We start from the raw sequence: 26,403 nt of genomic DNA, 5'->3' as shown, positions 1-26,403 counted from the left end.
GCCAGCAACCGCTATGCCGCGCGCATCGAGGCGCTCGACAAAGCCTGCGCCGGGCCTTATTGTCCGGCCTGGCCACCGCAGTGGCCGACGTCGCTCGGACGGTTCCGGGCGCTCACGTTTTCGAGGCAAGCATGACTGAAGTCCGCACCGCGCGCCGCTTCGCGCGTATCGATCGTCTCCCCCCCTACGTTTTCAACATCACCGCCGAGCTGAAGATGGCCGCACGCCGTCGTGGCGAGGACATCATCGACCTGTCGATGGGCAACCCCGATGGGCCGACCCCGCCGCATATCGTCGAGAAGCTCTGCAGCGTCGCCCAGCGCGAAGACACCCATGGCTATTCCACCTCGCGTGGTATTCCGCGTCTGCGCCGGGCGATCTCGCGCTGGTATGCCGATCGCTATCAGGTGGACATCGATCCGGAAGACGAGGCTATCGTCACCATCGGTTCCAAGGAAGGCCTGGCGCACCTGATGCTCGCCACACTGGACCATGGCGATACGGTGCTGGTGCCCAACCCCAGCTACCCGATCCACATCTACGGCGCGGTGATCGCCGGCGCCCAGGTGCGTTCCGTGCCGCTGGTGCCGGGCATCGACTTCTTCACCGAACTGGAACGGGCGATCCGCGAGTCGATCCCCAAGCCGAAGATGATGATCCTCGGTTTCCCCTCCAACCCGACCGCGCAGTGCGTCGAGCTGGATTTCTTCGAGCGCGTGGTCGCGCTGGCCAAGCAGTACGACGTGCTGGTGGTGCACGACCTGGCCTACGCCGACATCGTCTACGACGGCTGGAAGGCGCCCTCGATCATGCAGGTGCCCGGTGCCAAGGACATCGCGGTGGAGTTCTTCACCCTGTCCAAGAGCTACAACATGGCCGGCTGGCGAATCGGCTTCATGGTCGGCAACAAGCAGTTGGTGAACGCACTGGCGCGGATCAAGAGCTATCACGACTACGGCACCTTCACCCCGCTGCAGGTCGCCGCGATCGCCGCTCTTGAAGGCGACCAGCAGTGCGTGCGCGATATCGCCGAGCAGTACCGCCAGCGTCGCAACGTGCTGGTCAAGGGCCTGCACGAGGCCGGCTGGATGGTCGAGAACCCCAAGGCGTCGATGTACGTCTGGGCGAAGATTCCCGACGCCTACGCGGCGCTCGGCTCGCTGGAATTCGCCAAGAAGCTGCTCACCGATGCCAAGGTCTGCGTGTCGCCCGGCGTCGGCTTTGGCGACTACGGTGACGATCACGTGCGCTTCGCCCTGATCGAGAACCAAGACCGGATCCGCCAGGCGGTGCGCGGTATCAAGCACATGTTCCGCGCCGATGGCCTGATCGGCTCGGCCAAATCGCATACCTCCGAAAGCTGAAGCCGTCAGCTCCCGGCCTCGCCCGAGGCCGGGTTTTCGCTACCGTCCCGCCCCAAAGAGTTGCAACATGGCCCGCCTGATTCTCGATTTCCCGGAAGACCAATACTGCTTCAGCACCCAGCTGACCGTGCGCATCACCGACATCAACGGCGCCAACCACCTGGGCAACGACTCGATGATCTCGATGATTTCCGAGGCCCGCGCGCGCTTCCTGTTCGAGTACGGCATCGGCGAATCGCGCGCCGATGGCAGCGGCATCATCGTTACCGACCTCGCCACCACCTACAGGGCCGAGGCTCATGCCCGCGATCAGTTGCTGTTCGAGGTGGGCGTGATGGATTTCAACCGCTACGGCGGCGACATCACCTTCCGCATCACGCGCCCCGCCGATGGCCGGCTGATCGCCATGGCCAAGTCCGGCTTCGTGTTCTTCGACTATCGGCAGTCGCGCGTGGTGGCGATGCCGGGAGCCTTCCGCGCGCTGTTCCCCAGGGTGAACTGGCTGGACTGAGGCGAAACGAAAAAAGCCCGCTTTCGCGGGCTTTTTTCGTTTCGGAATCAACGCCCCGAACGCAGCATCTCCCGCGGCACGTACTTGCCGATCTCGAACTTGCCGACCGCCATGCGGTGCACTTCGTCCGGGCCGTCGGCCAGGCGCAGGGTGCGCTGCATCGCCCAGAAGTACGCCAGCGGAGTGTCGTTGGATACGCCGGCGCCGCCGTGGATCTGGATCGCGCGGTCGATGACGTTCAGCGCGACGTTCGGCGCGACCACCTTGATCTGCGCGATCTCGCTCTGCGCCACCTTGTTGCCCACGGTGTCCATCATATAGGCGGCGTTGAGGGTCAGCAGGCGGGCCTGGTTGATCTCGATGCGGGAATTGGCGATGTGGTCGATGTTGCCGCCCAGACGGGCCAGCGGCTTGCCGAACGCGGTGCGGCTGGCGGCGCGCTTGCACATCAGCTCCAGTGCCCGTTCGGCCATGCCGATCGAGCGCATGCAGTGATGGATACGGCCAGGCCCGAGGCGTCCCTGGGCGATCTCGAAACCGCGCCCCTCGCCCAGCAGCACGTTCTCGTAGGGAACCCGGACGTTCTCGAACAGCACTTCGGCATGGCCATGCGGGGCGTCGTCGTAGCCGTACACCGTGAGCGGGCGAAGGACGGTCACGCCAGGCGTGTCGCGTGGCACCAGGATCATCGAGTGCTGCTGGTGACGCGGCGCATCCGGATTGGTCAGGCCCATGAAGATCAGGATCTTGCAGCGCGGATCGCAGGCACCGGAGGTCCACCACTTGCGTCCGTTGATCACCCATTCGTCACCGTCGCGCGCGGCGTTCGCCTGCATGTTGGTGGCATCGGAGGACGCTACGCCCGGCTCGGTCATGGCGAAGGCGGAGCGGATTTCGCCCTTCAGCAGCGGCTCCAGCCATTGCTGCTTCTGCGCTTCGTTGGCGTAGCGCACCAGGGTTTCCATGTTGCCGGTGTCCGGCGCCGAGCAGTTGAACGGCTCGGGGCCTATCAGCGAGCGGCCCATGATTTCCGCCAGCGGCGCGTATTCCGTGTTGGTCAGTCCGGCGCCGTACTCGGATTCCGGCAGGAACAGGTTCCACAGCCCTTCGGCGCGCGCCTTCGCCTTGAGTTCCTCCATGATCGCGGTGGGCAGCCAGCGGTCACCTTCCGCAACCTGCCGATCGAAGACCGACTCGGCGGGGTACACATGGGCTTCCATGAACGCGGTGACGCGTTCGCGCAGTTCCTGAACCTTGGGAGAGTAGGAGAAATCCATCGCGGCAAACCTTCTAGGGCGGTTTTCGTTAAGTGATGGAGAAGATGCTAGAGCAGCAATTTGGATTAATCTAAGCTATTTTTGTCGTGTATTAACATTCATAACTTATATATGATCGACCCATAACAAAGACAAAAGGACGCGTGACAATGAACCTCAGCAAGGTCGACCTCAACCTCTTCATCGTGTTCGACGCCATCTACAGCGAGGCCAACCTGACCCGCGCCGGACAGATCGTCGGCATCACCCAGCCTGCTGTGTCCAACGCCCTCGCCCGCCTGCGCGAAACCTTCAATGACCCGCTGTTCGTCCGCACTGCGCAGGGCATGGTGCCGACGCCGATGGCGCAGAACATCATTGGGCCGGTGCGCAATGCGTTGCAGTTGCTGCGGGTATCGGTGCAGGAAAGCCGCATCTTCAACCCGCAGCAGGCGAACAAGACCTACCGCGTCAGCATGACCGACCTCACCGAGGCCGTGCTGCTGCCGCCGCTGTTCCAGCGCCTGCGCCGCCTGGCACCGCAGGTGTGCATCGAGAGCATGCTGTCGCGGCGACGCGAAATGACCAAGGAGCTGGCTGCCGGGCGCCTGGATTTCGCCGTCGATGCGCCACTTAACACCGACCCTCAGGTACGCCACGTCAAGCTGCTCGACGACCGCTACGTCTGCGCCCTGCGCCGCGGCCATCCGCTCGCGAAGGAGAAGATCAGCCTCGAAGACTATCTGTCGCTCAGCCACATCCACATCTCCAGTCGGCGCAGCGGTCTCGGCTACGTCGACCTGTCGCTGGGCAAGATGGGCATCCAGCGCCGAGTGGTGTTGCGCTCGCAGCATTACCTGATGGCATCCACCGTTTTGCAACAGACCGATATGGCGATGACCGTCCCCGAGCGCTTCGCTAAGCGGCACGACCTGCATTACGTCGATCTCCCGGTGAACGACGTGCCCAACGTCGAAAGCCATCTCTACTGGCACGAGAGCACCGACCAGGACCCGGCCAACCGCTGGATGCGCGAGCAACTGATCGAGATCGCGCAGAAGGTCTCGGCAAGCGAGCAGAAGGCCGTCTCCGGAGTTACCACATGAGGTTTTCTCTTTAACTCACTGATTTATATGGCCGCTTAAAAGCTAAAGTAGATTCTAGCTTTCGGCGGCCTGCGCTTCGCCTTCGAGCTCGTTGAGCGAAAAGCTCACTTGCCGAACCCAGGCCCTCGACACAAATCTCTCCGCCTTCACTCCCCGCATCCCCGGTCAATCGATAGACGCCAATCCGTGTTGACGTTAACGTCAACCTTGCTTTACGTTAACGTCAAGCAAATGTGAAGGTCACCTCGATGAGCCGCTATTCCATCTCCGATCTCGCCCGTGAGCTGGACATCACTCCCCGCGCGATCCGCTTCTATGAGGAGCAGGGCATGCTCTCGCCCGAGCGCCGCGGCCAGGAGCGTGTCTACGGCAGCCGCGACAAGGTGACTCTCAAGCTGATCCTGCGCGGCAAGCGCATCGGCTTTTCCCTGGCCGAATGCAAGGAACTGATCGAGCTCTACGATCCGGCCGAGGGCAATCGCGTTCAGTTGGAGACCTTCATGCGCAAGATCGAGGAGCGCCGGGCTCAACTCGACCAGCAGTTGCTCGACATCGAACAGATGAAACTGGAACTGGACACCGCCGAGGAGCGCTGCCGGGCGGCGATAGCCGCCACCAGCGCCTGACGCCGATCGCTGCACGACTCACCACAACAACAAGAAACAGGTGATCACCATGAGCTACCCCAGCCTCAACTTCGCCCTGGGCGAAACCCTCGACATGCTCCGCGAGCAGACTCGGGCATTCGTCGCCAGCGAACTGGCACCGCGCGCCGCCGAGGTCGACATCAGCAACCAGTTCCCCCTGGATATGTGGCGCAAGCTCGGCGACATGGGCCTGCTCGGCATCACCGTGGACGAGGAATACGGCGGCTCGGATCTGGGTTACCTGGCCCACGTGATCGCCATGGAAGAGATCAGCCGCGGCTCGGCCTCGGTCGCCCTCTCCTACGGCGCCCACTCCAACCTGTGCGTCAACCAGATCAAGCGCAACGGCACGGCCGAGCAAAAGGCCCGCTACCTGCCGAAACTGGTCAGCGGTGAGCACGTCGGCGCCCTGGCGATGAGCGAACCGAACGCCGGTTCCGACGTGGTCAGCATGAAACTGCGCGCCGACAAGCGCGGCGACCGCTACGTGCTCAACGGCAGCAAGACCTGGATCACCAACGGCCCGGATGCCAACACCTACGTGATCTACGCCAAGACCGACCTGGAGAAAGGCCCGCACGGCATCAGCGCCTTCATCGTCGAGCGCGACTGGAAGGGTTTTTCCCGCGGCGCGAAGTTCGACAAGCTCGGCATGCGCGGCTCCAACACCTGCGAGCTGTTCTTCGACGACGTCGAAGTGCCGGAAGAGAACGTGCTCGGCCAGCTCAACGGCGGCGTGCGCGTGCTGATGAGCGGCCTCGACTACGAGCGCGTGGTGCTCTCCGGCGGGCCGACCGGGATCATGCAGGCATGCATGGACGTGATCGTGCCGTACATCCACGACCGCAAGCAGTTCGGCCAGAGCATCGGCGAGTTCCAGCTGATCCAGGGCAAGGTCGCCGACATGTACACCCAGCTAAACGCCAGCCGCGCCTACCTCTACGCCGTGGCCCAGGCCTGCGACCGCGGCGAGACCACGCGCAAGGACGCCGCCGGGGTGATCCTCTACACCGCCGAGCGCGCCACGCAGATGGCCCTGGATGCGATCCAGATCCTCGGCGGCAACGGCTACATCAACGAATTCCCCACCGGCCGGCTGCTGCGCGACGCCAAGCTCTACGAGATCGGCGCCGGCACCAGCGAGATCCGCCGCATGCTGATCGGCCGCGAGCTGTTCAACGAGACCAAGTGACCCGTAGGGTGCGCCGCGCGCACCGCACACACTGCCATGGTGCGCACGGCGCACCCTACAGGAAGCACAGATGACCATCCTGCACACCCGCACCAATCCGCGTTCGCCCGAGTTCGCCGCCAACAGCGCCGCGCTGCTGGAGCAGGTCAACGCGCTGCGCGCCCTGCTCGCCCGGGTCCATGAAGGCGGCGGCGCCAACGCCCAGGAACGCCACACCGCGCGTGGCAAGCTGCTCCCGCGCGAACGCATCGACCAGTTGCTCGATCTCGGTTCGCCGTTCCTCGAGATCGGCCAACTGGCTGCCCACGAGGTCTACGGCGAGGACGTTCCGGCCGCCGGCGTGGTCGCAGGCATCGGCCGTGTCGAGGGCGTGGAATGCATGATCATCGCCAACGACGCGACGGTGAAAGGCGGTAGCTACTACCCGTTGACCGTGAAGAAGCACCTGCGCGCGCAAGCCATCGCCCAGCAGAACCGCCTGCCGTGCATCTACCTGGTGGACTCCGGCGGCGCCAACCTGCCGCGCCAGGACGAGGTGTTTCCCGACCGCGAGCACTTCGGCCGGATCTTCTTCAACCAGGCCAACATGAGCGCCCAGGGCATCCCGCAGATCGCCGTGGTCATGGGCTCCTGCACCGCCGGCGGCGCCTACGTGCCGGCCATGGCCGACGAAGCCATCATGGTGCGCAACCAGGCGACGATATTCCTCGCCGGGCCGCCGCTGGTGAAGGCCGCCACCGGCGAGGTGGTCAGCGCCGAGGAACTCGGCGGCGCCGACGTGCACTGCAAGACCTCCGGGGTCGCCGACCATTACGCCGAGAACGACGAGCACGCGCTGGCCCTGGCCCGGCGCTGCGTCGCCAACCTCAACTGGCGCAAGCAGGGAGAGATAAACAGCCGTGCACCGCTCGCCCCGCGCTATGCCGCCGAGGAGCTATACGGGGTGATTCCGGCCGACGCCAAGCAGCCGTTCGACGTGCGCGAGGTGATCGCGCGCCTGGTGGACGACTCGGCCTTCGACGAGTTCAAGGCGCTGTTCGGCGCCACGCTGGTCTGCGGGTTCGCCCACCTGCACGGCTACCCCGTGGCGATCCTGGCGAACAACGGCATCCTCTTCGCCGAATCGGCGCAGAAAGGTGCGCACTTCATCGAACTGGCCTGCCAGCGCGGCATTCCGCTGCTGTTCCTGCAGAACATCACCGGCTTCATGGTCGGGCAGAAATACGAGGCCGGCGGCATCGCCAAGCACGGCGCCAAGCTGGTCACCGCCGTGGCCTGCGCCAAGGTGCCCAAGTTCACCGTGATCATCGGCGGCAGCTTCGGCGCCGGTAACTACGGCATGTGCGGCCGCGCCTACGACCCGCGCTTCCTGTGGATGTGGCCCAACGCGCGGATCGGCGTGATGGGCGCCGAGCAGGCCGCCGGGGTGCTGGTACAGGTCAAGCGCGAACAGAGCGAACGCAGCGGCCAGGCGTTTTCCGCCGACGACGAGCAGCGTCTCAAACAGCCCATCGTCGAGCAGTACGAACGCCAGGCCCACGCCTACTACTCCAGCGCGCGGCTGTGGGACGACGGCGTCATCGACCCGGCACAAACCCGCGAGGTATTGGCCCTGGCCATCTCCGCCAGCCTCAATGCGCCCATCGAGCCGAGCCGCTTTGGCGTGTTTCGCATGTGATGACCCACTCCCCTCTCCCGCTTGCGGGAGAGGGGCCGGGGGAGAGGGTTAAACGCTCGAAGCGCCCTCTCCCCAGCCCTCTCCCATGAATGGGAGAGGGAGCAAAAGCAGATTCCGGAACTGACCATGACCGACTTCACCACCGTCCAGCTCCAAACCGACCCGCGCGGCTTCGCCACCCTGTGGCTGAACCGTCCGCATAAGCACAACGCCTTCAATGCCGAGATGATCCGAGAGCTGACCCTGGCCCTCGCGGCCGTGCGCGCCGACGAGCGTCTGCGCTTTCTCCTGCTGCGCGGCCATGGTCACCACTTCTCCGCCGGCGCCGATCTGGCCTGGATGCAGCACGCGGCGACGCTCGACTACGCCGCCAACCTGGCCGATTCACAGGAGCTGGCGGAGCTGATGTACCGCCTGCATGACCTGCCCGTCCCGACCCTGGCCGTGGTCCAGGGCGCGGCATTCGGCGGCGCCGTGGGCCTGGTCAGTTGCTGCGACATGGCCATCGGCGCGCTCGATGCGCAGTTCAGCCTGTCCGAGGTGCGCATCGGCCTGGCGCCCGCGGTGATCAGCCCCTTCGTCGTGCAGGCCATCGGCGAGCGCGCCGCGCGCCGCTACGCGCTGACCGCCGAGCGCTTCGACGGCCCGCGTGCCCGCGAGCTGGGCCTGCTGGCCGAGTGCTACCCGGCGGAGAAACTGGAGTCGCGCATCGAGGAATGGATCGCCACGCTGCTGCTCAACGGCCCGCAGGCGATGCGCGCCAGCAAGGCGCTGCTGCGCGAAGCCGGCAGCGGCGTGCTCGGCCCGGCGCTGCGCCAGTTCACCGAAAGCGCCATCGCGCGGATTCGCGTCAGCGCCGAGGGCCAGGAAGGCCTCAATGCCTTCCTGGAAAAACGCACGCCCGCCTGGCAGGAGCAGCCGGAATGAACGCACACGACGAGCTGAGCCCGGCCCTCTCCGGGACGCAAGGCACGACGCCCATCACCACCCTCCTCGTCGCCAATCGCGGCGAGATCGCCTGCCGGGTGATGCGCACCGCGAAAGCCCTCGGCCTGACCACCGTGGCCGTGCACAGTGCCATCGATCGAAACGCGCGGCATGCGCGCGAGGCGGACGTAGCCGTCGATCTCGGCGGCGCCAAGCCGGCGGACAGCTACCTGCTGATCGACAGGATCATTGCCGCCGCCCAGGCCAGCGGCGCCCAGGCGATCCATCCGGGCTACGGCTTTCTTTCCGAGAACGCCGGCTTCGCCCGCGCCGTCGAGGCTGCCGGCCTGGTGTTTCTCGGCCCGCCGGCCAGCGCCATCGACGCCATGGGCAGCAAGTCGGCCGCCAAGGCGCTGATGGAGGCTGCCGGCGTGCCACTGGTGCCCGGCTACCACGGCGAGGCGCAGGACGCGCAGACGTTCCGCGATGCCGCCGCGCGCATCGGCTACCCAGTGTTGCTCAAGGCCGCCGCCGGTGGTGGTGGCAAGGGCATGAAGGTGGTCGAACGCGAGGCGGACCTTGCCGAAGCCCTACAGTCCGCCCAGCGCGAGGCGCAATCGGCGTTCGGCGATTCGCGCATGCTGGTCGAGAAATACCTGCTCCAGCCACGCCACGTGGAAATCCAGGTGTTCGCCGATGCGCACGGCAACTGCCTGTACCTCAACGAGCGCGACTGTTCGATCCAGCGCCGCCACCAGAAGGTCGTGGAGGAAGCGCCGGCGCCGGGGCTGTCGCTGGAACTGCGCCGGGCCATGGGCGAAGCCGCGGTGAAGGCCGCGCAGGCCATCGGCTACGTGGGCGCCGGCACCGTGGAGTTTCTGCTGGATGCCCGCGGACAGTTCTTCTTCATGGAAATGAACACCCGCCTGCAGGTCGAGCACCCGGTCACCGAGGCCATCACCGGCCTCGATCTGGTTGCCTGGCAGATCCGCGTGGCGCGCGGCGAGCCGTTGCCGATCACTCAAGCCCAGGTGCCGTTGCGCGGTCACGCCATCGAGGTGCGCCTTTACGCCGAAGACCCGCAGAATGAATTCCTCCCGGCCAGCGGCGCGCTCACGCTGTACCACGAGCCTGCCGCCGGACCGGGACGCCGGGTCGACAGCGGCGTCCGCGAAGGCGACGAGGTGTCGCCGTTCTACGACCCGATGCTGGGCAAGCTGATCGCCTGGGGCGAGAGTCGCGAAGAGGCTCGCCAGCGCCTGCTGGCGATGCTCGACGAAACCGCCGTAGCCGGGGTGAAGACCAACCTGGCGTTCCTTCGGCGCATTCTCGCGCACCCGTCCTTCGCCGCTGCGGAGCTGGATACCGGCTTCATCGAACGTCATCAGGCCGACCTGCTGCCGGCACCCGGCGAGCTGTCCGACGCCTTCTGGCAAGCGGCCGCCGACGCCTTCATGGAAAGCGAAAGCCCGTACCTGCGCAGCGACGACCCTCACTCGCCCTGGAGTGCCCGGACCGGATGGCGCAGTGTCCTGCCCGCGCACACCACCGTGCACCTGGCTTGCGGCGCCGAGCGACGTCGGGTAAGGCAGGCCTCGACGAATGCGCACCCGCGCCCGCATAGCTTCCGGCGCGACGACAGGCTGTATGTGAAATGGGAGGGCGAGCTGCACGCCATCGAGCGGGTCGATCCCATCGCCGCCGTCGAGCGCGAGCACGCGCACCACGGCGGGCTGAGCGCGCCCATGAACGGCAGCATCGTCCGCGTGCTGGTGGAGCCCGGTCAGTCGGTGGCAGCCGGCACGGCGCTGGTGGTGCTCGAAGCGATGAAGATGGAACACAGCATCCGCGCGCCGCAGGCCGGTACGGTGAAGGCGCTGTATTGCGGCGAGGGAGACATGGTCGGAGAGGGTGCAGTGCTGGTGGAGCTTTCGTAGGCCAGGCTTGTCGAGGGCGCCTCGCGTCGTGGGGTGCGCTGTGCGCACCAGGGAAAACCTCGCCACAGGTGGTGCGCACAGCGCACCCTACGACCACGGACCGCAGAATTGCGTTTGCGGGGTTCCCGAGCAAACGATCGTTATCTGGAGATTGCCATGAACTTGCCCACCCACGTACGGCTGGTCGAAGTCGGCCCGCGCGACGGACTGCAGAACGAGAAAAAGCCAATCAGCGTGGCCGACAAGGTTCGCCTGGTCGACGATCTGACTGCCGCCGGGCTCAGCCATGTCGAGGTGGGCAGCTTCGTTTCGCCCAAGTGGGTGCCGCAGATGGCGGGCTCCACCGAGGTGTTCGCCGGCATCCAGCGCAAGGCCGGCGTCACCTACGCGGCGCTGACGCCGAACCTGAAGGGCCTCGAAGCCGCGCTGGAGTCCAGGGTCGAGGAAGTCGCGGTATTCGCCGCGGCGTCGGAGAGCTTCTCGCAGCGCAACATCAACTGCTCCATCGACGAAAGCCTGCAGCGCTTCATACCGTTGCTGGAAGCCGCGACGACGGCCGGGGTTCGCGTGCGCGGCTATGTGTCCTGCGTGCTGGGCTGTCCATACGAAGGCGCGGTCGCGGCGGAGCGCGTCGCCGTCGTGGCGCGCGAACTCGATGCGATGGGCTGTTATGAGGTCTCGCTCGGCGACACCATCGGCACCGGCACGCCCGGCGCGACGCGTCATCTGTTTGAGGTGGTCGGCCGCGCCGTGCCGCGCGAGCGCCTGGCCGGGCATTTCCACGACACCTACGGACAGGCGCTGGCGAACGTCTACGCCAGCCTGCTGGAAGGTATCGCGGTGTTCGATGCCTCGGTGGCCGGGCTGGGCGGCTGTCCCTATGCGAAAGGTGCCACCGGCAACGTGGCCACCGAAGACCTGCTCTACCTGCTCGATGGCCTGGGCATCGTCACCGGCGTCGATGCCGACCGGCTGATCGCCGCCGGCGAGCGCATCTGCGCGGTGCTCGGCCGCGAAAACGGTTCCCGCGTGGCCCGGGCGCGGCGCGCCTGAGTCATTCCTGCGGCAGTTGCCGGAGCTGCTGTCCGGGAACGACACCGTGCTCGGCGAACCAGCCCTGGCGCATTTCCAGGCCGTAGAGCGCGTCCTGCGCGGAGCAATGCTCGGTGTCGTCGAATGGCTGCATGTCGACGATGTTCAGCACCCGCCCCTGTTCGTCGAGGAAGGCCGCCGACAGCGCCAGCGGCGTATCGCGCATCCAGAAACAGTGCCGGGTGAGCTCGTCGAAGACGAACAGCATGCCCTCATCCTTCGCCAGGCGCTCGCGGCCCATCAGGCCAGCCTGGCGCTGCTCGCGGGAGCTCGCCACCTCGACGCTCAGCGCATGCCCGTTCAGCTGCATGAGCGTGCGCGGCAACGGCTCCGCGGCCAACCCGGCGGACAGCAGCAGCGTCGCCAGCGTGATGGTTTTTCGGTACATGCTTCCTCCTGTCCGCACCGGGCGCTGGGTATGATAGCGCGACAGCCCGTCTCCGCCTGAGCCGTGCGGACGCGGGCCTCCACCGACCAGAGAACCGAGCAGCAATGATCGACGACGAAGCCCTCAAGGATTACCAGCGGGTACGCCAGATGGCGATCCGCTCGCTGTTCGAGATCGTCGAGGAATCCAGCGAGGGCACGGTGATCGTGGACCGCGAGGCCCGCATCGTCTGGATGAACGAGCGCTACGCGCGACGTTTCGGCCTGCCGAACGCCGAGGCCGCCATCGGCAAGCCCTGCGAGAGCGTGATTCCCGCCAGCCTGATGCGCGACGTGGTGCAGACCGGCCAGCCGATCCTGCTCGACCTGCTGGATACGCCGAAGGATCAGCTCGTGGTGATGCGCCTGCCGATCCATGACCAGGGCGGCCTGATCATCGGAGCCATCGGCTTCGCGCTGTTCGACGAGCTGCGCAACCTGTCGCCGCTGCTGACCCGTTACCAGAGCCTGCAGAAGGAGCTCGCCTCGACCCGCTCGCTGCTGCAGACGCGCCGCGCCAAGTACAGCTTCTCGCACTTCATCGGCACCAGCCCGGCGAGCCTCGCGGTCAAGCGCACCGCCCGGCGCAGCGCCAGTACCGATTCGCCGGTATTGCTGCTCGGCGAAACCGGCACCGGCAAGGAACTGCTCGCCCATGCCATTCATGCCACCTCGGTGCGCGCGCACAAACCCTTCGTCAGCGTGAACAGCGCGGCGATTCCGGAAAGTCTTCTCGAAGCGGAGTTCTTCGGCACCGCGCCCGGCGCCTTCACCGGCGCCGAGCGCAAGGGCCGCCTGGGCAAGCTGCAGGTGGCCGAGGGCGGCACGCTGTTTCTCGACGAGATCGGCGACATGCCGCTGTCGTTGCAGAGCAAGCTGCTGCGCGTGCTGCAGGAAAAGGAATTCGAGCCGGTCGGCTCCAACGAGATGCTGCGCAGCGACGTCCGGGTGATCGCGGCGACCTCCACCGACCTGCAGGACGCCGTAAGCCGGGGTGATTTCCGCGCCGACCTGTATTACCGCCTCAACGTGCTGCCGATCCTGGTGCCGCCGCTGCGCGAGCGTCTGGAGGACCTGCCGGCGTTGTGCGAGGCGATTCTCGAAGAACTGCAGAGCGGCGACAGCGCGCCCCGCGAACTCGGCAGCGACGCCCTCGCCCTGCTCGCCCGCCACGGCTGGCCGGGCAACATCCGCGAACTGCGCAACGTACTGGAGCGTGCGGTGCTGCACTGTGAATCCGCAACCCTGGACGCGGCGACGCTGCAACAGGCCATCGGCGTGCTCGCGCCACTGCCCGCCGGCCAGGCCGCGCCGGCTCCCACCCCGGTCAGCCAGGACTTCTACGCCGCCCGCGACGCCTTCGAGAAGCAGCTGATCGAGAACAGCCTCGCCACGCACGCCGGCAACGTCGTGGAGGCCGCGCGCAGTCTCGGTCTCGGACGCTCGACGCTGTACAAGAAGATCATCGCTCTGGGCATTTCGTCTCCATTCGTGGACGAATCCACAAACGTGGACAGCGCGTCTTAGCGCGTCAAACGGTCGCACCCGCACCTTTTCCGCTGCCACTTGTCTCCGTATGGAGACGGATAAAGCCTATCCAGCTCGCTCTGTCGTTGACAATTTCTTATATTTCAGTGACTTACGCTAGTAGGCACGGTTTTCGCTATAACTCGTGTGCACGTCGCGGCTCGCACCGTGGCGAAAACAAAAACAATTAACCCTGCAGTCGTTCGTCCCTTCCGGGCCGTCGCTGCGGTGCCCAGGAGACACTCCATGAGTGTGATCATCGCGCTCGCAGCCCTCGCGCTGCTGATGCTCGCCGCCTATCGCGGCTACAGCGTCATCCTCTTCGCCCCCATCGCCGCCCTCGGCGCCGTTCTGCTCACCGACCCTTCCGCTGTCGCCCCGGCCTTCACCGGCGTGTTCATGGAAAAAATGGTCGGCTTCGTGAAGCTCTACTTCCCGGTTTTCCTGCTCGGTGCGGTGTTCGGCAAGCTGATCGAGATATCCGGCTTCTCGCGCTCCATCGTCGCCGCGGCGATCCGCCTGTTCGGCACCCGCCAGGCGATGCTGGTGATCGTGCTGGTCTGTGCGCTGCTGACCTACGGCGGGGTTTCGCTGTTCGTCGTGGTGTTCGCGGTCTACCCGTTCGCCGCCGAGATGTTCCGCCAGAGCAACATTCCCAAGCGGCTGATCCCGGCGACTGTGGCCCTCGGTGCCTTCGCCTTCACCATGGACGCCCTGCCCGGCACCCCGCAGATCCAGAACATCATCCCCACCACTTTCTTCGGCACCACCTCGTGGGCGGCGCCGTGGCTTGGGGTGATCGGCACACTGTTCGTCTTCGGCCTCGGCATGCTCTATCTCGAGCGCCAGCGGCGCAAGGCGCAGCGCGCCGGCGAAGGCTACGGCAGCGAACTGCGCAACGAGCCGGAAACGCCGGAAGACATCGCCCTGCCGCATCCGCTGCTGGCGCTTTCGCCGCTGCTGCTGGTGGGCGTGGCGAACCTGCTGCTGACGCGCTGGATTCCGCAATGGTACGGCACCACCCACAGCCTGAAGCTGGCCGGCATGGCCGCGCCGGTGCAGACCGAAGTCGCCAAGCTGACCGCCATCTGGGCGGTGGAAGCGGCCCTGCTGCTGGGCATCCTGCTGGTGCTGGTGAGCGCCTTCGGGGTGATCCGCAAGCAGCTCGCCGAAGGCAGCAAGACCGCGGTCAGCGGCGCCTTGCTGGCGGCGATGAACACCGCCTCGGAATACGGTTTCGGCGCGGTGATCGCCTCGCTGCCCGGTTTCCTGGTACTGGCCGATGCGCTGAAGAGCATCCCCAACCCACTGGTCAACGAAGCGGTCACCGTGACCCTGCTGGCCGGCATCACCGGCTCCGCATCCGGCGGCATGAGCATCGCCCTGGCGGCGATGTCCGACAGCTTCATCGCCGCTGCCAACGCGGCCAACATTCCCCTGGAAGTGCTGCACCGCGTGGCCTCGATGGCCAGCGGCGGGATGGACACGCTGCCGCACAACGGCGCGGTGATCACCCTGCTCGCCGTCACCGGCCTGACCCACCGCGAGGCCTACAAGGATATCTTCGGCATCACCATCATCAAGACCCTCGCGGTGTTCTTCGTCATCGGCGTGTTCTACGCGACCGGCATCGTCTGACCCGCACCGCTTGAAATGAGGAGACTCGACATGACTCTGCACGGCAAGACCGCACTGGTCACCGGCTCCACCAGCGGCATCGGCCTGGGCATCGCCCTGTGCCTGGCGAAGGCCGGCGCCAACCTGGTCCTCAACGGCTTCGGCGACAGCGAGGCGGCGCTGGCCGAGGTACGCGCGCTGGGTGGCGAGGTCCGCCATCATCCGGCGGACATGACCCGTCCCGAACAGATCGAGGCGATGATCGCCTACGCCGAAGCGGAGTTCGGCGGCGTCGACATCCTGGTCAACAACGCCGGCATCCAGCACGTGGCGCCGGTGGAGGCGTTCCCGGTGGAGCGCTGGGACGCGATCATCGCGATCAACCTGTCCTCGGCCTTCCACACCACGCGCCTGGCGCTGCCGGGCATGCGCGAGCGCAACTGGGGACGCATCATCAACATCGCCTCGGCCCACGGCCTGGCCGCATCGGCCGGCAAGAGCGCCTACGTCGCGGCGAAGCACGGGCTCGTCGGCCTGAGCAAATCGGTGGCGCTGGAAACCGCCACCACCGGCGTGACCTGCAACGCGATCTGCCCCGGCTGGGTGCTGACGCCGCTGGTTCAGGCGCAGATCGACGAGCGCGCCAAGGTGGACGGCGACGTCGCGCGGGCGCGCCACGCCCTGCTGGCCGAGAAGCAGCCATCGCTGGACTTCGTCACGCCCGAGCAACTGGGCGAGCTGGCGCTGTTCCTCTGCAGCGAGGCCGCCGCCCAGGTACGCGGCGCCGCCTGGAACATGGATGGCGGCTGGCTGGCGCAATAGCGCCGAGGCGAAGCCCCTCGGCTGCACATCGGGCGGCGCGAGGGGTCTCAACAGAACGAGAGAATCGAGGACAGCACATGCAACATCCGCTTTGGACACCTTCCCCCGAGCGCATCGCCGCCACCCGGCTGGACGCGTTCCGCCGCTACGTGGAAGCGCGCCACGCCGTGCGACTGGCGGACTATCCCGCCCTGCACGCCTGGAGCATCGCCGAGCGCGCGGCCTTCTGGCAGGCGATCGTGGATTTCTTCGAGGTGCGCTTCCATGCCCAGCCCAGTGGCGTGCTGGAGGAAGGCCCGGCGATGCCGGATGCGCGCTGGTTCCCCGGCGCCACACTGAACTTCGCCGAACACCTGCTGCGCCGTCGCGACGATCGCGCGGCGCTGGTGGCCATCGGCGAGGACGGCTCGCGCGAGGTGCTCAGCCATGCCCAACTGGCGGCGCACGTCGCCGGCCTGCAACGCAGCCTGCGCGAGGCCGGCGTCGGCATCGGCGACCGCGTCGCCGCCTTCATGCCGAACACCTGGCAGACGGTGGTCGGCATGCTCGCCACCGCCAGCCTCGGCGCCACCTGGTCGTCCTGCTCGCCGGACTTCGGCACCCAGGGCGTGATCGACCGTTTCGGCCAGATCGAACCCAAGGTGCTGATCGCCTGCGCCGGCTACCGCTACGCCGGCAAGAATCTCGACCTGACCGCCAAGCTGAACGAGATACTCGCCAGCCTGCCGACGCTGCAGCACCTGCTGGTGGTGCCCTACGCCCGCGCCGAGGCACGCCGGGAGGACTACGCATCGCCGGCGCGGATCAGCTTCTGGGCGGACTTCTACCAGCCGGGCGGCGAGCCGGAGTTCACCCCGGTGGCGTTCGATGCGCCGCTCTACATCCTCTATTCCAGCGGCACCACCGGCGTGCCGAAGTGCATCGTCCACGGCACCGGCGGTGTGCTCCTGCAGCATCTGAAGGAACATGGCCTGCACACCGACCTGGGTGCCGACGACACCTTGTTCTACTACACCACCTGCGGCTGGATGATGTGGAACTGGCTGGCTTCCGGGCTGGCGCTGGGCGCAACCCTGGTGCTGTACGACGGCTCGCCCTTCCACCCCGGCGCCGAGCGCCTGATGGACCTGATCGACGCCGAGAACATCAGCCTCTTCGGCACCAGCGCCAAGTACATCGCCGCGCTGGAGAAGGCAGGCGTCAAACCGCGCGAGACGCATCGCCTGGAGCGCCTGAAGGCGATCCTCTCCACGGGCTCGCCGCTGGCCCATGAGAGCTTCGACTACGTCTACCGCGAGATCAAAGCCGACCTGTGCCTGTCATCGATCTCCGGCGGCACCGACATCGTTTCCTGCTTCGCCCTCGGTTGCCCGGTGATGCCGGTCTGGCGCGGCGAACTGCAATGCAAGGGTCTGGGCATGGCCGTGGAAGTGTGGAACGACGACGGCGCCGCCGCGCAGGGCGAGAAAGGCGAACTGGTCTGCACCCGGCACTTCCCGGCGATGCCCGTGGGCTTCTGGAACGACGCCGACGGCGAGAAATTCCGCACCGCCTACTTCGAAACCTTTCCCGGCATCTGGGCGCATGGCGATTACGCCGAGGAAACCGCGCACGGTGGGATGGTCATCCATGGCCGCTCCGACGCCGTGCTCAACCCCGGCGGCGTGCGCATCGGCACCGCGGAAATCTATCGCCAGGTGGAGAAGATCGACGAGGTCCTGGAGTCCATCGCCATCGGCCAGGAATGGCAGGGCGACGTGCGCGTGGTGCTGTTCGTCCGCCTGCGCGAGGGCGTTGCCCTGGACGACGCCCTGCGCGAGCGCATCTGCACCACCATCCGCGCCAACACCACGCCGCGCCACGTGCCGGCGAAGATCATTGCGGTCGGCGACATTCCACGCACCATCAGCGGCAAGATCGTCGAGCTGGCGGTGCGCAACGTCGTGCACGGCCGCCCGGTGAAGAACACCGATGCCCTGGCCAACCCCGAGGCGCTGGAGCAGTTCCGCGAACTGGCCGAGTTGCAGTGAACGACTCAATCAATTGGCTGGACGTGTCGCGCTCCGGTGCGCGCGGCGCACCCTACTTGCTCGCGTAGGGCATGAAAAAGGCGACCCGAGGGTCGCCTTTTTCGTTTCAGCCACGGATGACGAGGACGTTTCGCCAGGGTGCGCCATGCGCACCTGGGGAACCAGAGCGCCCGGCCGGTGCGCGCAGCGCACCCTAGGTCGCATCGTTACGATCAGCGTCAGAAGGCCGCTGCGAGCAGATGCTCCGGCAGTCCCCTGAAGTCGATCGACATCATCACGCTCAGGGTGCTGATCGCCACGATAGAGAAGGCGAACAGCTTGCGCGCCCACAGCCGATCATCCACTGCGCCGTAACCGGACACCGCGATGAACAGCCAGTAGGCACTCACCAACAGCGCCATCACCAGGTAGCCGTAGCCGGCGAAACCGGCGACGGTGAGCATCAGCGCCGCCGCGGCGAAGGCCAGGATATACAGCACGATGTGCCGCTTGGTCGCCTCGATGCCGCGCGCCACCGGAAGAACCGGAATGTTGGCGGCGCGGTAGTCGTTGAGGCGGAAGATCGCGATGGCATACGAGTGCGGCATCTGCCAGAGGCTGAAGATCAGCAGCAGGATCGCCGCACCGGCGTCGAAGCTGTTGCTCACCGCGCAATAGCCCACCACCGGCGGCACCGCCCCCGAAAGGCTGCCGACCAGCGTGCCATACACCGACGCGCGCTTGAGCCAGAGGCTGTAGAGCACCACGTAGATGAAGAAGCCGATGGCGGCGAAAGCCAGCGCCAGGGTGTTGGTCCACAGGAACAGCGTGCCGAACCCCAGCACGCCGAGCAGCACGCCATGCGCCAGCGCAGCCTTCAGCGAGATCGCCCCGGTGACCAGGACGCGGTTGCGGGTGCGCTCCATGCGCTGGTCGATATCGCGATCGATGCAGTTGTTCAGCACGCAGCCGGACGCGATCACCAGCGACAGCCCGAGCGCCGTGGCCAGCAGCAGCCACGGGTCGATGCTGCCCTTGGAGGCCAGGAAGAATCCCCCGGCCACCGAGATCAGATTGCCGAAGATGATGCCTGGCTTGGTGATCAGCAGGTATCGCTTGAACTTCACGGGTAGCCCTCGTTACATCATCAGCGCGTTGGCGCTGAAGATGATCCAGATGGACAGACCCACGAGCATCACGATGACCAGCATGGTGAAGATGAACGACAGCGTGTTCCAGCGCCCGTCGGTGCTGAAGTCCAGGTGCAGGAAGTACTTCAGGTGCACCAGGACCTGGACGATGGCGAAGAGGAAGATCGTCACCAGGGTCAGTCCTTTCGGCAGCACGTGGGCCATCACCAGCCAGAACGGAATCACGGTGAGGACCACCGACAGCAGGAAGCCGATCATGTACGACTTGACGCTGCCGTGGCTGGCGGCGTGCTCGGTGTGCAGAGATTCGCTCATCACAGGGTCCCCAGCAGGTAGACGACGGTAAACACGCAGATCCAGACGATGTCCAGGAAGTGCCAGAACAGGCTCAGGCAGGTCAGGCGGGTGTTGACCTGCGGGGTGAGGCCCTGCCTGGAGACCTGCAGGATCATGATGATCATCCAGATCAGGCCGGCGGTGACGTGCAGGCCGTGCATCCCGACCAGCGCGAAGAACGCGGAGAGGAAGGCGCTGGTGCTCGGGCCGTAGCCTTCGACGATCAGGTGATGGAACTCGTTGATCTCCATCCCGATAAAGATCGCACCGAAGATGAAGGTGACGATCAGCCAGTTGATCACACCGCCCTTGCTGCCCTTCTGCCCCGCGATCATCGCGAAGCCGTAGGTGATGCTGGAGAACAGCAGGGCGAAGGTTTCGACCAGCACGTAATCGAGTTCGAAGATGTCCTTGCCGCTGACCGATCCTGCCGTCGCGGTCATCAGCACCGCATAGGTGGCGAAGACGCTGGCGAACAGGATGCAGTCGGTCATCAGGTACAGCCAGAAACCGAATACGGTGGTCGGACCACTGTCGTTGTGACCGTGGTCGTCGTGCCCGTCCTCATGCTCGTGCTTGTGGACGCTATCGTGGGGGTCGTTCATTACATCGGTCGACATGGGCTCAGGCCTGCTTGATATGGGCGAGATGGGCGGTTTCGATGCGCTCGATCTCATCGGGCTGGACGTAGTAATCGACATCGTTGTCGAAGGCACGGGACAGCAGGCTGGCGAACAGCCCCAGCAGACCCACGGCGGCGAGCCACCAGATGTGCCAGATCAGAGCGAAGCCCATGACGGTGGCGAAGCCGCCCATGAACACGCCGGCGGAGGTGTTCTTCGGCATGTGGATTGCCGTGTACTTCTCGGGGCGCTGGTAGGCGATGCCCTTCTCCTTCATGTCGGTGAAGGAATCGATGTCGTGCACCGTCGGCAACTGGGCGAAGTTGTAGAACGGCGGCGGCGACGAGGTCGACCATTCCAGGGTGTGGCCATTCCACGGGTCGCCAGTCAGGTCGAGGTTCTGCTTGCGGTCGCGGATACTCACGTAGAGCTGGATCAGCTGGCAGAGGATGCCGCACAGGATCAGCACCGCGCCGACGAAAGCCACGTACAGCCAGGGCGTCCACTCCGGGTTGTCGGTGTGGTTCAGGCGGCGCGTCATGCCCATGAAGCCGAGCACGTAGAGCGGCATGAAGGCCACGTAGAAACCGCTGCACCAGAACCAGAACGCCGCCTTGCCCCACTTCTCGTTGAGGGTGAAGCCGAAGGCTTTCGGGAACCAGAAGACGAAGCCGGCCAGGTAGCCGAACACCGCACCGCCGATGATGGTGTTATGGAAGTGGGCGATCAGGAACAGGCTGTTGTGCAGCACGAAGTCGGCACCCGGAACCGCCAGCAGAACGCCGGTCATGCCGCCGATGCTGAAAGTCACCATGAAGCCGATGGTCCAGAGGACCGGCGTGGTGAAGCGCAGACGCCCGCGATACATGGTGAACAGCCAGTTGAACAGCTTCACGCCCGTGGGGATCGAGATGATCATCGTCGCGATGCCGAAGAAGGCGTTGACGTTGGCCCCCGAACCCATGGTGAAGAAGTGGTGCAGCCAGACCACGAAGCCGAGCACGGTGATCGCGGCGCTGGCCCAGACCATCGCGGCATAGCCGAACAGGCGCTTGCCGGTGAAGGTGGAGATCACTTCGGAGAACACACCGAACGCCGGCAGCACCAGGATGTACACCTCGGGGTGACCCCAGGCCCAGAACAGGTTGATGTACATCATCGCGTTACCGCCCGCTTCATTGGTGAAGAAGTGGAAGTCGAGGTAACGGTCGAGGGTCAGCAGGCCCAGCGCGGCAGTCAGGATCGGGAAGGAAGCGGCGATCAGGATGTTGGCGAAGGTGCAGGTCCAGGTGAAGATCGGCATCTGCATCAGCTTCATGCCGGGGGCGCGCATCTTGAAAACGGTGACCAGGAAGTTGATCCCCGTGAGCGTTGTCCCGATCCCGGATAACTGCAGCGCCCAGATGTAGTAGTCCACCCCTACCCCGGGACTGTAGGCAATCCCGGACAACGGCGGATACGCCACCCAGCCGGTACGGCCGAACTCACCGACGAACAGCGACAGGTTGATCAGGATCACGCCGCTGACGAACAGCCAGAAGCTCAGCGAGTTCAGGAACGGGAACGCCACGTCGCGTGCGCCGATCTGCAGCGGCACGGCGATGTTCATCAGACCGATCATGAACGGCATGGCCATGAAGATGATCATGATGGTGCCGTGCGCGGTGAAGATCTGGTCGTAGTGTTCCGGTGGCAGGTAGCCGGCGGCGCCGCCGGTGGCGAGCGCCTGCTGCGAGCGCATCATGATGGCGTCGGCGAAACCGCGCAGCAGCATGACGATCGCCACGGTGATGTACATCACGCCGATCTTCTTGTGGTCGACCGAAGTCAGCCACTCGGTCCACAGGTAGCCCCACTTGCGGAAGTAGGTCAGTCCGGCGACCACCACCAGGCCACCCAGCGCCACGGCGGCGAAGGTGAACAGCAGGATGGGTTCGTGGAAGGGTATGGCGTCGAGGGTCAGCTTTCCGAACATTTGTTGATTACTCCTCAGCGGCCGAGTGGCTGGACATGTCCATGTGGTTCATGTCCATCTTCTCGCCCATTTTCATGCCTTCATTCGGTGCCGGCTCATCGGAGACGGGGATCTTCTTCGACCCCATGTACTGATGCACGATCGCGGCGAACAGGTTCGGGCGTACAGCGGAAAAATACTCCACCGGGTGCTTCTGGCTCGGTTCGGCCAGTGCCTTGTAGCTATCGGCATCGAGGATCTTCGAGGACGCGCGAACCTTGGCGACCCAGGCGTCGAAGTCGGCATCGGTGGGCGTCGCGATGGCGGTGAAGGCCATCCCGGTGAAGCCCGCGCCGCTGTAGTTCGCCGAGATACCGGCGAAGCTGCCTGGCTCGTTGGCGATCAAATGAAGCTTGGTTTCCATGCCGGCCATGGAATAGATCTGGCTACCGAGCTGCGGGATGAAGAAGGAGTTCATCACGGTGTCGGAAGTGATCTTGAAGTTGACCGGGGTGTTGGCCGGGAACGCCAGCTCGTTGACCGTGGCGATCTTCTGTTCCGGGTAGATGAACAGCCACTTCCAGTCCAGCGAGACGACCTCGACGGTAATCGGCGTCTTCTCGTGATCGAGCGGGCGGTAGGGGTCCAGGTGGTGCGTGGTCTTCCAGGTCAGGATGCCGAGGAAGACGATGATCACGCAGGGGATCAGCCAGACCACGACCTCGATCGAGGTGGAGTGCGCCCACTTCGGCATGAACACCGCTTCGGTGTTCGTGGCACGGTACTTCCAGGCGAAGTACAGCGTCAGCACGATCACCGGGATCACGACGATCAGCATCAGCACCGTGGCGGTGATGATCAGCGACTTCGCGTCGATACCGACCTGGCCCTTGGGATCGAGCAGCGCCCATTTGCAGCCGCTCAGTGGCAGAACGGCCAACCACCACAGCCGTTTCAGATATCCAACGTACTTCTCTTTGATCATCTCGCAGCCTTGAAGGATGAAAAGGAGCTTTCGGCGCCGCCCGGAAAGGCAGCCGTGATTCGCTGTCACCGTGCACCAGTAGGCGGGCATGGCAACGGGATGGATATGGAAGGTTTCGTAGCGAGCCAGGGGCAGGAAGACAGCCATCCTGAACATCGCCGATCGAATTCGATCCAGGTGCTGATCCGTTCCGTGTATTTCAGCGCGAATGTACAAACAACGACGTGAAGCGACGGAGCGCTACCACGTTCACTGCCCGATCGACGAGAAGGTTGCCTACATCGCCACCGCCAGGCGCTCAATGCACGGGTTTCCCTTGTTATAGCCAGCCACCACGCGGGGGCCTGCCTGCTGAAGATTCCGAGGATTTCGAAGGCTTCGTTTGTCTGGGAGTACAGTGAGCGGCCGGTATTACAAAACATTTCCATGACCCTAGACAACCCATCGAAGGCAAAATTCTTTTGCGCCAGTGGAACAATCAGGACTTCCATGGTGCGAAAAAAGCAATAACCACAACAAATAAAGGGTCTTATCCAGCGGCGACCCGATAATGCAATCCCTTGTGACTCCAGGCCGCATAGGCTGCGACCCGGTCTCCTCAGCTCAGCCGAGCGCGCATTTCTGCGGTGATCACCTGCTCAGCGTCGTCCATCCCCGCCCAGGGGTCGTCGTCGCCCAACTCCTCCAGGCGCTCGAACAGGTTGCGGATGTTCCAGCGGTTCGCCCCCTCGAGCCCGGCCAGTTCGTGCCGATGGACGGGAACCGAAACGGGAAGCCCTTCACGCGCGCGAACCGAGTACGCCGACACCGAGGTGGCGCCACGGCCGTTGCGCAGGTAGTCGATGAAGATCTTGCCGACGCGGTTCTTCGGACCGCTGACAGCGGAGAAATGTTTCGGCAGAAGTTTCGCCATGTGTCTGGCGATCGCCTGACTGAACCCCTTCACCTCGTCCCAGCCCTCGCCCCGTTTCAGCGGCACCACCACGTGCATGCCCTTGCCGCCGCTGGTCTTGAGGAACGACACCAGGCCCAGCTCGTCGAGCAGCGTCTGCACCAGCTGGGTGGCTTCGATCATCCGCTTCCACGGCAGCGCCGGGTCGGGGTCTAGGTCGAGGACCAGCCGATCCGGGGTTTCCAGGTGCGGCGCGCGGGCATTCCACGTGTGCACTTCGAGCATGCCCATCTGCGCGGCGCTGACCAGCCCGAGGGCGCTGTCCAGCAGCAACAGCGGCTGTGTGTCGGCGGGGTCGTCGAACTGGGTGACGTGGGGCAGGCTCAGCTTGGTGGAATGTTTCTGGAAGAACAGTTCGCCATCGATGCCTTCCGGCGCACGCACCAGCGCCACCGGCCGCTCCGCCAGGTCGCGCAGCATCCAGGGCGCGACACGCCCGTAGTACTGCGCCAGCTCCATCTTGGTGGCACCGATGCTCTTGTCGATGATCCGCTCCGGGTGGGTGATCTTGATCTGCCCCGGATCGTCCTTGCCCTTGGCCTTCGCGTCGGGCTTCGTGCGGGTCTTCGCCTCAGTCTTGCCGGCGCTCTTGCCAGTCTTGTCGGCCGCCGCCTTTTTCACCGGTTTGGCCTTCTCGTGGACGATCGCCTCGGCCGGTTTGTCGTCGCGCAGGCCATGGAACACCGAATGGCGGATCACCCCGTCGCGGGTCATCTCGGCGAATGCCACTTCGCACATCAGCTCGGGTTTCAGCCAGTGCGCGCCCCGCGCGTCGGCGCCGGTGGGCGGATTGACGACGGCCGGTTCGGCGATCTCCAGCGGTTCGAGTCGCGCATGGATGGCGCGCAGGCTGGCTTCGTTGAAGCCGGTTCCAACCTTGCCGGCGTAGCGCAGCTCGCCACTGTCGGCGTCGTGCAGCCCCAGCAACAGCGCGCCGAACGCACTGCGCGAGCCCTTGGGGTCGCTGTAGCCGACGATCACGAACTCCTGGCGATTCTTGCACTTGATCTTGATCCAGCTGCTGCTGCGGCGTGACACGTAGGGGCTGCCGGCGCGCTTGCCGATGAGTCCCTCGAGCTTCATCTGGCAGGCGCTGGCCAGCATGTGGTCCGGGTCTTCCTGCAGGTCCGCGGAAAAACGCAGCGCGCCGTCCTGTTTCTCCAGCAGGGTGGCCAGCGCGGCGCGGCGCTCCTCCAGCGGCACCTCGCGCAGGTCCATGCCGTTCAGGTAGGGCACGTCGAACAGGTAGTAGACGATCTGCTTGCTGGCGCCGGCGTCGAAGGCGTTTTGCAGCGCCTGGAAGTCCGGGATGCCCTCCTCGTCCGGCACTACTACTTCGCCATCCAGCCAGGCCGACTCCACCCCGAGCTTGGCCAGCGCCTTCGCCTGATGCGGCATCTTCGCCGTCCAGTCGTGGCCATTGCGGGTGAACAGGCGCACGTCGTCCCCCTCGATGCGCGCCATGATCCGGTAACCATCGAACTTGATCTCGTAGTGCCAGTCCCCCTCCGGCGCCGCCTCCACCAGCGTCGCCAGCTGCGGCGCGATGCGCTCGGGAATCGCCGCGGCCTTGGCGCCGTGGAGCGTGGCACCGGCGGCTTTCCGGGTCCGCCGCCGGGGCGGCGTCTTGGCGGCGCGTGCCGGCTCCTCGCCCTTGGCCTTCGCCTTCGCGCCGCGCTGCCGGGGAATCAGGGTGCGCTCGCTGAGCACGCTGTCCGGCTGCTCGACGAGGATGTCGTAGTCCTTTTCGGCGCGCGCGGCCTCGTCGCTGGATTTGATCAGGAACCACTGCTCGCGCTTACCGGGCATGTGCGTGCGCACCAGGTTCCAGACGCCGGCGAGCTTCTCGCCCTGCAGCTCGAATTTCAGCCGGCCTTTTTCGAGGCTCGCCTGCGGATCGCCGATCGGGCTCCACACGCCGCGATCCCAGACGATCACCTCGCCCGCGCCGTAATGCCCCTCGGGAATCTGCCCCTCGAAGGACGCGTAACTGATGGGGTGGTCCTCGACGTGCACAGCAAGGCGCTTGACCTTGGGGTCCAGGCTCGGCCCCTTCGGCACCGCCCAGCTTTTCAGGGTGCCGTCGAGTTCCAGGCGGAAGTCGTAATGCAGGTGGCTGGCGTCGTGCTTCTGGATGCAGAACTGCAGCGCATGCGCGTCGGCGGCCTTCTTGCGTTTGCGCGTCGGAGTGCCGGCAGGCTCGGGGGTAGCGGAGAAATTGCGCTTGCTGTTGTACTCGTCCAGTGCCTTCGCCATGGTCGGAGCCTCGTCGTCGGGTGCTTCAGGTTAGA

21 protein-coding genes are annotated in these 26,403 nt (G+C 65.3%); 13 read left to right on the top strand and 8 right to left on the bottom strand.

Annotated features, from left to right (window positions below):
* Nucleotides 1-131 precede the first annotated feature (131 nt).
* Both alaC and BLV15_RS16385 read left to right on the top strand, forming a co-directional pair.
* Nucleotides 132-1,364, top strand: coding sequence for an alanine transaminase (alaC, locus tag BLV15_RS16390; protein WP_090230614.1), 1,233 nt, complete (start codon nucleotides 132-134; stop codon nucleotides 1,362-1,364).
* A gap of 67 nt (nucleotides 1,365-1,431) precedes the next feature.
* Entirely contained in the window at nucleotides 1,432-1,875 is a 444-nt protein-coding gene (locus BLV15_RS16385) for a thioesterase family protein (RefSeq protein WP_090230612.1), read from the top strand.
* Between the two features lie 47 nt (nucleotides 1,876-1,922).
* Here the strand turns inward: BLV15_RS16385 and BLV15_RS16380 are convergent, their stop codons facing one another.
* The gene (locus BLV15_RS16380) at nucleotides 1,923-3,152 is read right to left on the bottom strand and encodes an acyl-CoA dehydrogenase (RefSeq protein ID WP_090230610.1); all 1,230 of its coding nucleotides are present in this window, start codon (nucleotides 3,150-3,152) and stop codon (nucleotides 1,923-1,925) included.
* 149 nt (nucleotides 3,153-3,301) lie between these two features.
* Here BLV15_RS16380 and BLV15_RS16375 point away from each other — a divergent pair, with 149 nt between their 5' ends.
* The 7 genes from BLV15_RS16375 to BLV15_RS16345 all read left to right on the top strand — a co-directional run bounded on the left by BLV15_RS16375 (nucleotide 3,302) and on the right by BLV15_RS16345 (nucleotide 11,671).
* Complete coding sequence (locus BLV15_RS16375) at nucleotides 3,302-4,237, top strand: LysR family transcriptional regulator (RefSeq protein WP_090230607.1); 936 nt, start codon at nucleotides 3,302-3,304, stop codon at nucleotides 4,235-4,237.
* Between the two features lie 248 nt (nucleotides 4,238-4,485).
* Nucleotides 4,486-4,863 (top strand): MerR family transcriptional regulator, encoded by a 378-nt coding sequence (locus tag BLV15_RS16370; protein ID WP_090230605.1) that lies wholly within the window; start codon nucleotides 4,486-4,488, stop codon nucleotides 4,861-4,863.
* 49 nt (nucleotides 4,864-4,912) lie between these two features.
* Entirely contained in the window at nucleotides 4,913-6,076 is a 1,164-nt protein-coding gene (locus BLV15_RS16365; RefSeq protein ID WP_090231070.1) for an isovaleryl-CoA dehydrogenase, read from the top strand.
* Nucleotides 6,077-6,146: 70 nt separating this feature from the next.
* Nucleotides 6,147-7,754 (top strand): carboxyl transferase domain-containing protein, encoded by a 1,608-nt coding sequence (locus BLV15_RS16360; RefSeq protein WP_090230602.1) that lies wholly within the window; start codon nucleotides 6,147-6,149, stop codon nucleotides 7,752-7,754.
* Nucleotides 7,755-7,880: 126 nt separating this feature from the next.
* On the top strand, nucleotides 7,881-8,681 hold the full coding sequence (locus BLV15_RS16355; protein ID WP_090230597.1) for a gamma-carboxygeranoyl-CoA hydratase: 801 nt from the start codon (nucleotides 7,881-7,883) through the stop codon (nucleotides 8,679-8,681).
* Nucleotides 8,678-10,618, top strand: coding sequence for an acetyl/propionyl/methylcrotonyl-CoA carboxylase subunit alpha (locus tag BLV15_RS16350; RefSeq protein WP_090230595.1), 1,941 nt, complete (start codon nucleotides 8,678-8,680; stop codon nucleotides 10,616-10,618). The genes BLV15_RS16355 and BLV15_RS16350 overlap by 4 nt, the downstream gene beginning before the upstream one ends.
* A gap of 156 nt (nucleotides 10,619-10,774) precedes the next feature.
* A complete protein-coding gene (locus tag BLV15_RS16345; RefSeq protein WP_090230592.1) occupies nucleotides 10,775-11,671 on the top strand; it encodes a hydroxymethylglutaryl-CoA lyase in 897 nt (298 codons plus the stop codon).
* A gap of 1 nt (nucleotide 11,672) precedes the next feature.
* Here the strand turns inward: BLV15_RS16345 and BLV15_RS16340 are convergent, their stop codons facing one another.
* Nucleotides 11,673-12,098, bottom strand: coding sequence for a DUF192 domain-containing protein (locus BLV15_RS16340; RefSeq protein ID WP_090230590.1), 426 nt, complete (start codon nucleotides 12,096-12,098; stop codon nucleotides 11,673-11,675).
* 104 nt (nucleotides 12,099-12,202) lie between these two features.
* On the opposite strand from BLV15_RS16340, the gene BLV15_RS16335 reads away from it, so the two are divergent.
* The 4 genes from BLV15_RS16335 to BLV15_RS16320 all read left to right on the top strand — a co-directional run bounded on the left by BLV15_RS16335 (nucleotide 12,203) and on the right by BLV15_RS16320 (nucleotide 18,132).
* Nucleotides 12,203-13,663 carry a sigma-54 interaction domain-containing protein gene (locus BLV15_RS16335; RefSeq protein WP_090230587.1) on the top strand — a complete coding sequence of 487 codons (1,461 nt, stop codon included), beginning with the start codon at nucleotides 12,203-12,205 and terminating at the stop codon, nucleotides 13,661-13,663.
* A gap of 246 nt (nucleotides 13,664-13,909) precedes the next feature.
* Nucleotides 13,910-15,301, top strand: coding sequence for a GntP family permease (locus BLV15_RS16330; RefSeq protein WP_090230584.1), 1,392 nt, complete (start codon nucleotides 13,910-13,912; stop codon nucleotides 15,299-15,301).
* Between the two features lie 30 nt (nucleotides 15,302-15,331).
* The gene (locus BLV15_RS16325) at nucleotides 15,332-16,102 is read left to right on the top strand and encodes a 3-hydroxybutyrate dehydrogenase (protein ID WP_090230582.1); all 771 of its coding nucleotides are present in this window, start codon (nucleotides 15,332-15,334) and stop codon (nucleotides 16,100-16,102) included.
* A 77-nt stretch (nucleotides 16,103-16,179) separates the two neighbouring features.
* Nucleotides 16,180-18,132, top strand: coding sequence for an acetoacetate--CoA ligase (locus tag BLV15_RS16320; RefSeq protein ID WP_090230579.1), 1,953 nt, complete (start codon nucleotides 16,180-16,182; stop codon nucleotides 18,130-18,132).
* Nucleotides 18,133-18,350: 218 nt separating this feature from the next.
* On the opposite strand, the gene cyoE is transcribed toward BLV15_RS16320, so the two are convergent.
* From cyoE to ligD, 6 genes are all read right to left on the bottom strand, one after another.
* Complete coding sequence (gene cyoE, locus BLV15_RS16315; RefSeq protein WP_090230576.1) at nucleotides 18,351-19,238, bottom strand: heme o synthase; 888 nt, start codon at nucleotides 19,236-19,238, stop codon at nucleotides 18,351-18,353.
* 12 nt (nucleotides 19,239-19,250) lie between these two features.
* Nucleotides 19,251-19,577, bottom strand: a complete 327-nt coding sequence (gene cyoD, locus BLV15_RS16310; RefSeq protein ID WP_090230574.1) for a cytochrome o ubiquinol oxidase subunit IV — start codon at nucleotides 19,575-19,577, stop codon at nucleotides 19,251-19,253.
* The gene (gene cyoC, locus BLV15_RS16305) at nucleotides 19,577-20,218 is read right to left on the bottom strand and encodes a cytochrome o ubiquinol oxidase subunit III (protein ID WP_090230571.1); all 642 of its coding nucleotides are present in this window, start codon (nucleotides 20,216-20,218) and stop codon (nucleotides 19,577-19,579) included. The genes cyoD and cyoC overlap by 1 nt, the downstream gene beginning before the upstream one ends.
* A gap of 4 nt (nucleotides 20,219-20,222) precedes the next feature.
* Complete coding sequence (gene cyoB / locus BLV15_RS16300) at nucleotides 20,223-22,196, bottom strand: cytochrome o ubiquinol oxidase subunit I (protein ID WP_090230568.1); 1,974 nt, start codon at nucleotides 22,194-22,196, stop codon at nucleotides 20,223-20,225.
* A gap of 7 nt (nucleotides 22,197-22,203) precedes the next feature.
* Nucleotides 22,204-23,160, bottom strand: coding sequence for a ubiquinol oxidase subunit II (gene cyoA / locus BLV15_RS16295; protein WP_090230565.1), 957 nt, complete (start codon nucleotides 23,158-23,160; stop codon nucleotides 22,204-22,206).
* Between the two features lie 598 nt (nucleotides 23,161-23,758).
* Nucleotides 23,759-26,368 (bottom strand): DNA ligase D, encoded by a 2,610-nt coding sequence (gene ligD, locus BLV15_RS16290; RefSeq protein ID WP_090230563.1) that lies wholly within the window; start codon nucleotides 26,366-26,368, stop codon nucleotides 23,759-23,761.
* Nucleotides 26,369-26,403: the final 35 nt, after the last annotated feature.

The organism is Pseudomonas kuykendallii, from assembly GCF_900106975.1.
In the GTDB taxonomy this organism is placed as follows: Bacteria; Pseudomonadota; Gammaproteobacteria; order Pseudomonadales; family Pseudomonadaceae; genus Pseudomonas_O; species Pseudomonas_O kuykendallii.
This window is presented reverse-complemented; position numbering and strand designations above follow the sequence as displayed.

Excerpts from the sequence above, each read along its gene's own strand:
- ligD (WP_090230563.1), bottom strand. The coding sequence starts at position 26,368 with ATGGCGAAGGCACTGGACGAGTACAACAGCAAGCGCAATTTCTCCGCT.
- cyoB (WP_090230568.1), bottom strand. The coding sequence starts at position 22,196 with ATGTTCGGAAAGCTGACCCTCGACGCCATACCCTTCCACGAACCCATC.
- BLV15_RS16370 (WP_090230605.1), top strand. The coding sequence starts at position 4,486 with ATGAGCCGCTATTCCATCTCCGATCTCGCCCGTGAGCTGGACATCACT.
- BLV15_RS16385 (WP_090230612.1), top strand. The coding sequence starts at position 1,432 with ATGGCCCGCCTGATTCTCGATTTCCCGGAAGACCAATACTGCTTCAGC.
- BLV15_RS16340 (WP_090230590.1), bottom strand. The coding sequence starts at position 12,098 with ATGTACCGAAAAACCATCACGCTGGCGACGCTGCTGCTGTCCGCCGGG.
- BLV15_RS16320 (WP_090230579.1), top strand. The coding sequence starts at position 16,180 with ATGCAACATCCGCTTTGGACACCTTCCCCCGAGCGCATCGCCGCCACC.
- BLV15_RS16375 (WP_090230607.1), top strand. The coding sequence starts at position 3,302 with ATGAACCTCAGCAAGGTCGACCTCAACCTCTTCATCGTGTTCGACGCC.
- cyoA (WP_090230565.1), bottom strand. The coding sequence starts at position 23,160 with ATGATCAAAGAGAAGTACGTTGGATATCTGAAACGGCTGTGGTGGTTG.
- cyoD (WP_090230574.1), bottom strand. The coding sequence starts at position 19,577 with ATGAGCGAATCTCTGCACACCGAGCACGCCGCCAGCCACGGCAGCGTC.
- cyoC (WP_090230571.1), bottom strand. The coding sequence starts at position 20,218 with ATGTCGACCGATGTAATGAACGACCCCCACGATAGCGTCCACAAGCAC.
- BLV15_RS16380 (WP_090230610.1), bottom strand. The coding sequence starts at position 3,152 with ATGGATTTCTCCTACTCTCCCAAGGTTCAGGAACTGCGCGAACGCGTC.
- BLV15_RS16365 (WP_090231070.1), top strand. The coding sequence starts at position 4,913 with ATGAGCTACCCCAGCCTCAACTTCGCCCTGGGCGAAACCCTCGACATG.
- BLV15_RS16325 (WP_090230582.1), top strand. The coding sequence starts at position 15,332 with ATGACTCTGCACGGCAAGACCGCACTGGTCACCGGCTCCACCAGCGGC.
- BLV15_RS16345 (WP_090230592.1), top strand. The coding sequence starts at position 10,775 with ATGAACTTGCCCACCCACGTACGGCTGGTCGAAGTCGGCCCGCGCGAC.
- BLV15_RS16355 (WP_090230597.1), top strand. The coding sequence starts at position 7,881 with ATGACCGACTTCACCACCGTCCAGCTCCAAACCGACCCGCGCGGCTTC.
- alaC (WP_090230614.1), top strand. The coding sequence starts at position 132 with ATGACTGAAGTCCGCACCGCGCGCCGCTTCGCGCGTATCGATCGTCTC.
- BLV15_RS16335 (WP_090230587.1), top strand. The coding sequence starts at position 12,203 with ATGATCGACGACGAAGCCCTCAAGGATTACCAGCGGGTACGCCAGATG.
- BLV15_RS16330 (WP_090230584.1), top strand. The coding sequence starts at position 13,910 with ATGAGTGTGATCATCGCGCTCGCAGCCCTCGCGCTGCTGATGCTCGCC.
- BLV15_RS16360 (WP_090230602.1), top strand. The coding sequence starts at position 6,147 with ATGACCATCCTGCACACCCGCACCAATCCGCGTTCGCCCGAGTTCGCC.
- BLV15_RS16350 (WP_090230595.1), top strand. The coding sequence starts at position 8,678 with ATGAACGCACACGACGAGCTGAGCCCGGCCCTCTCCGGGACGCAAGGC.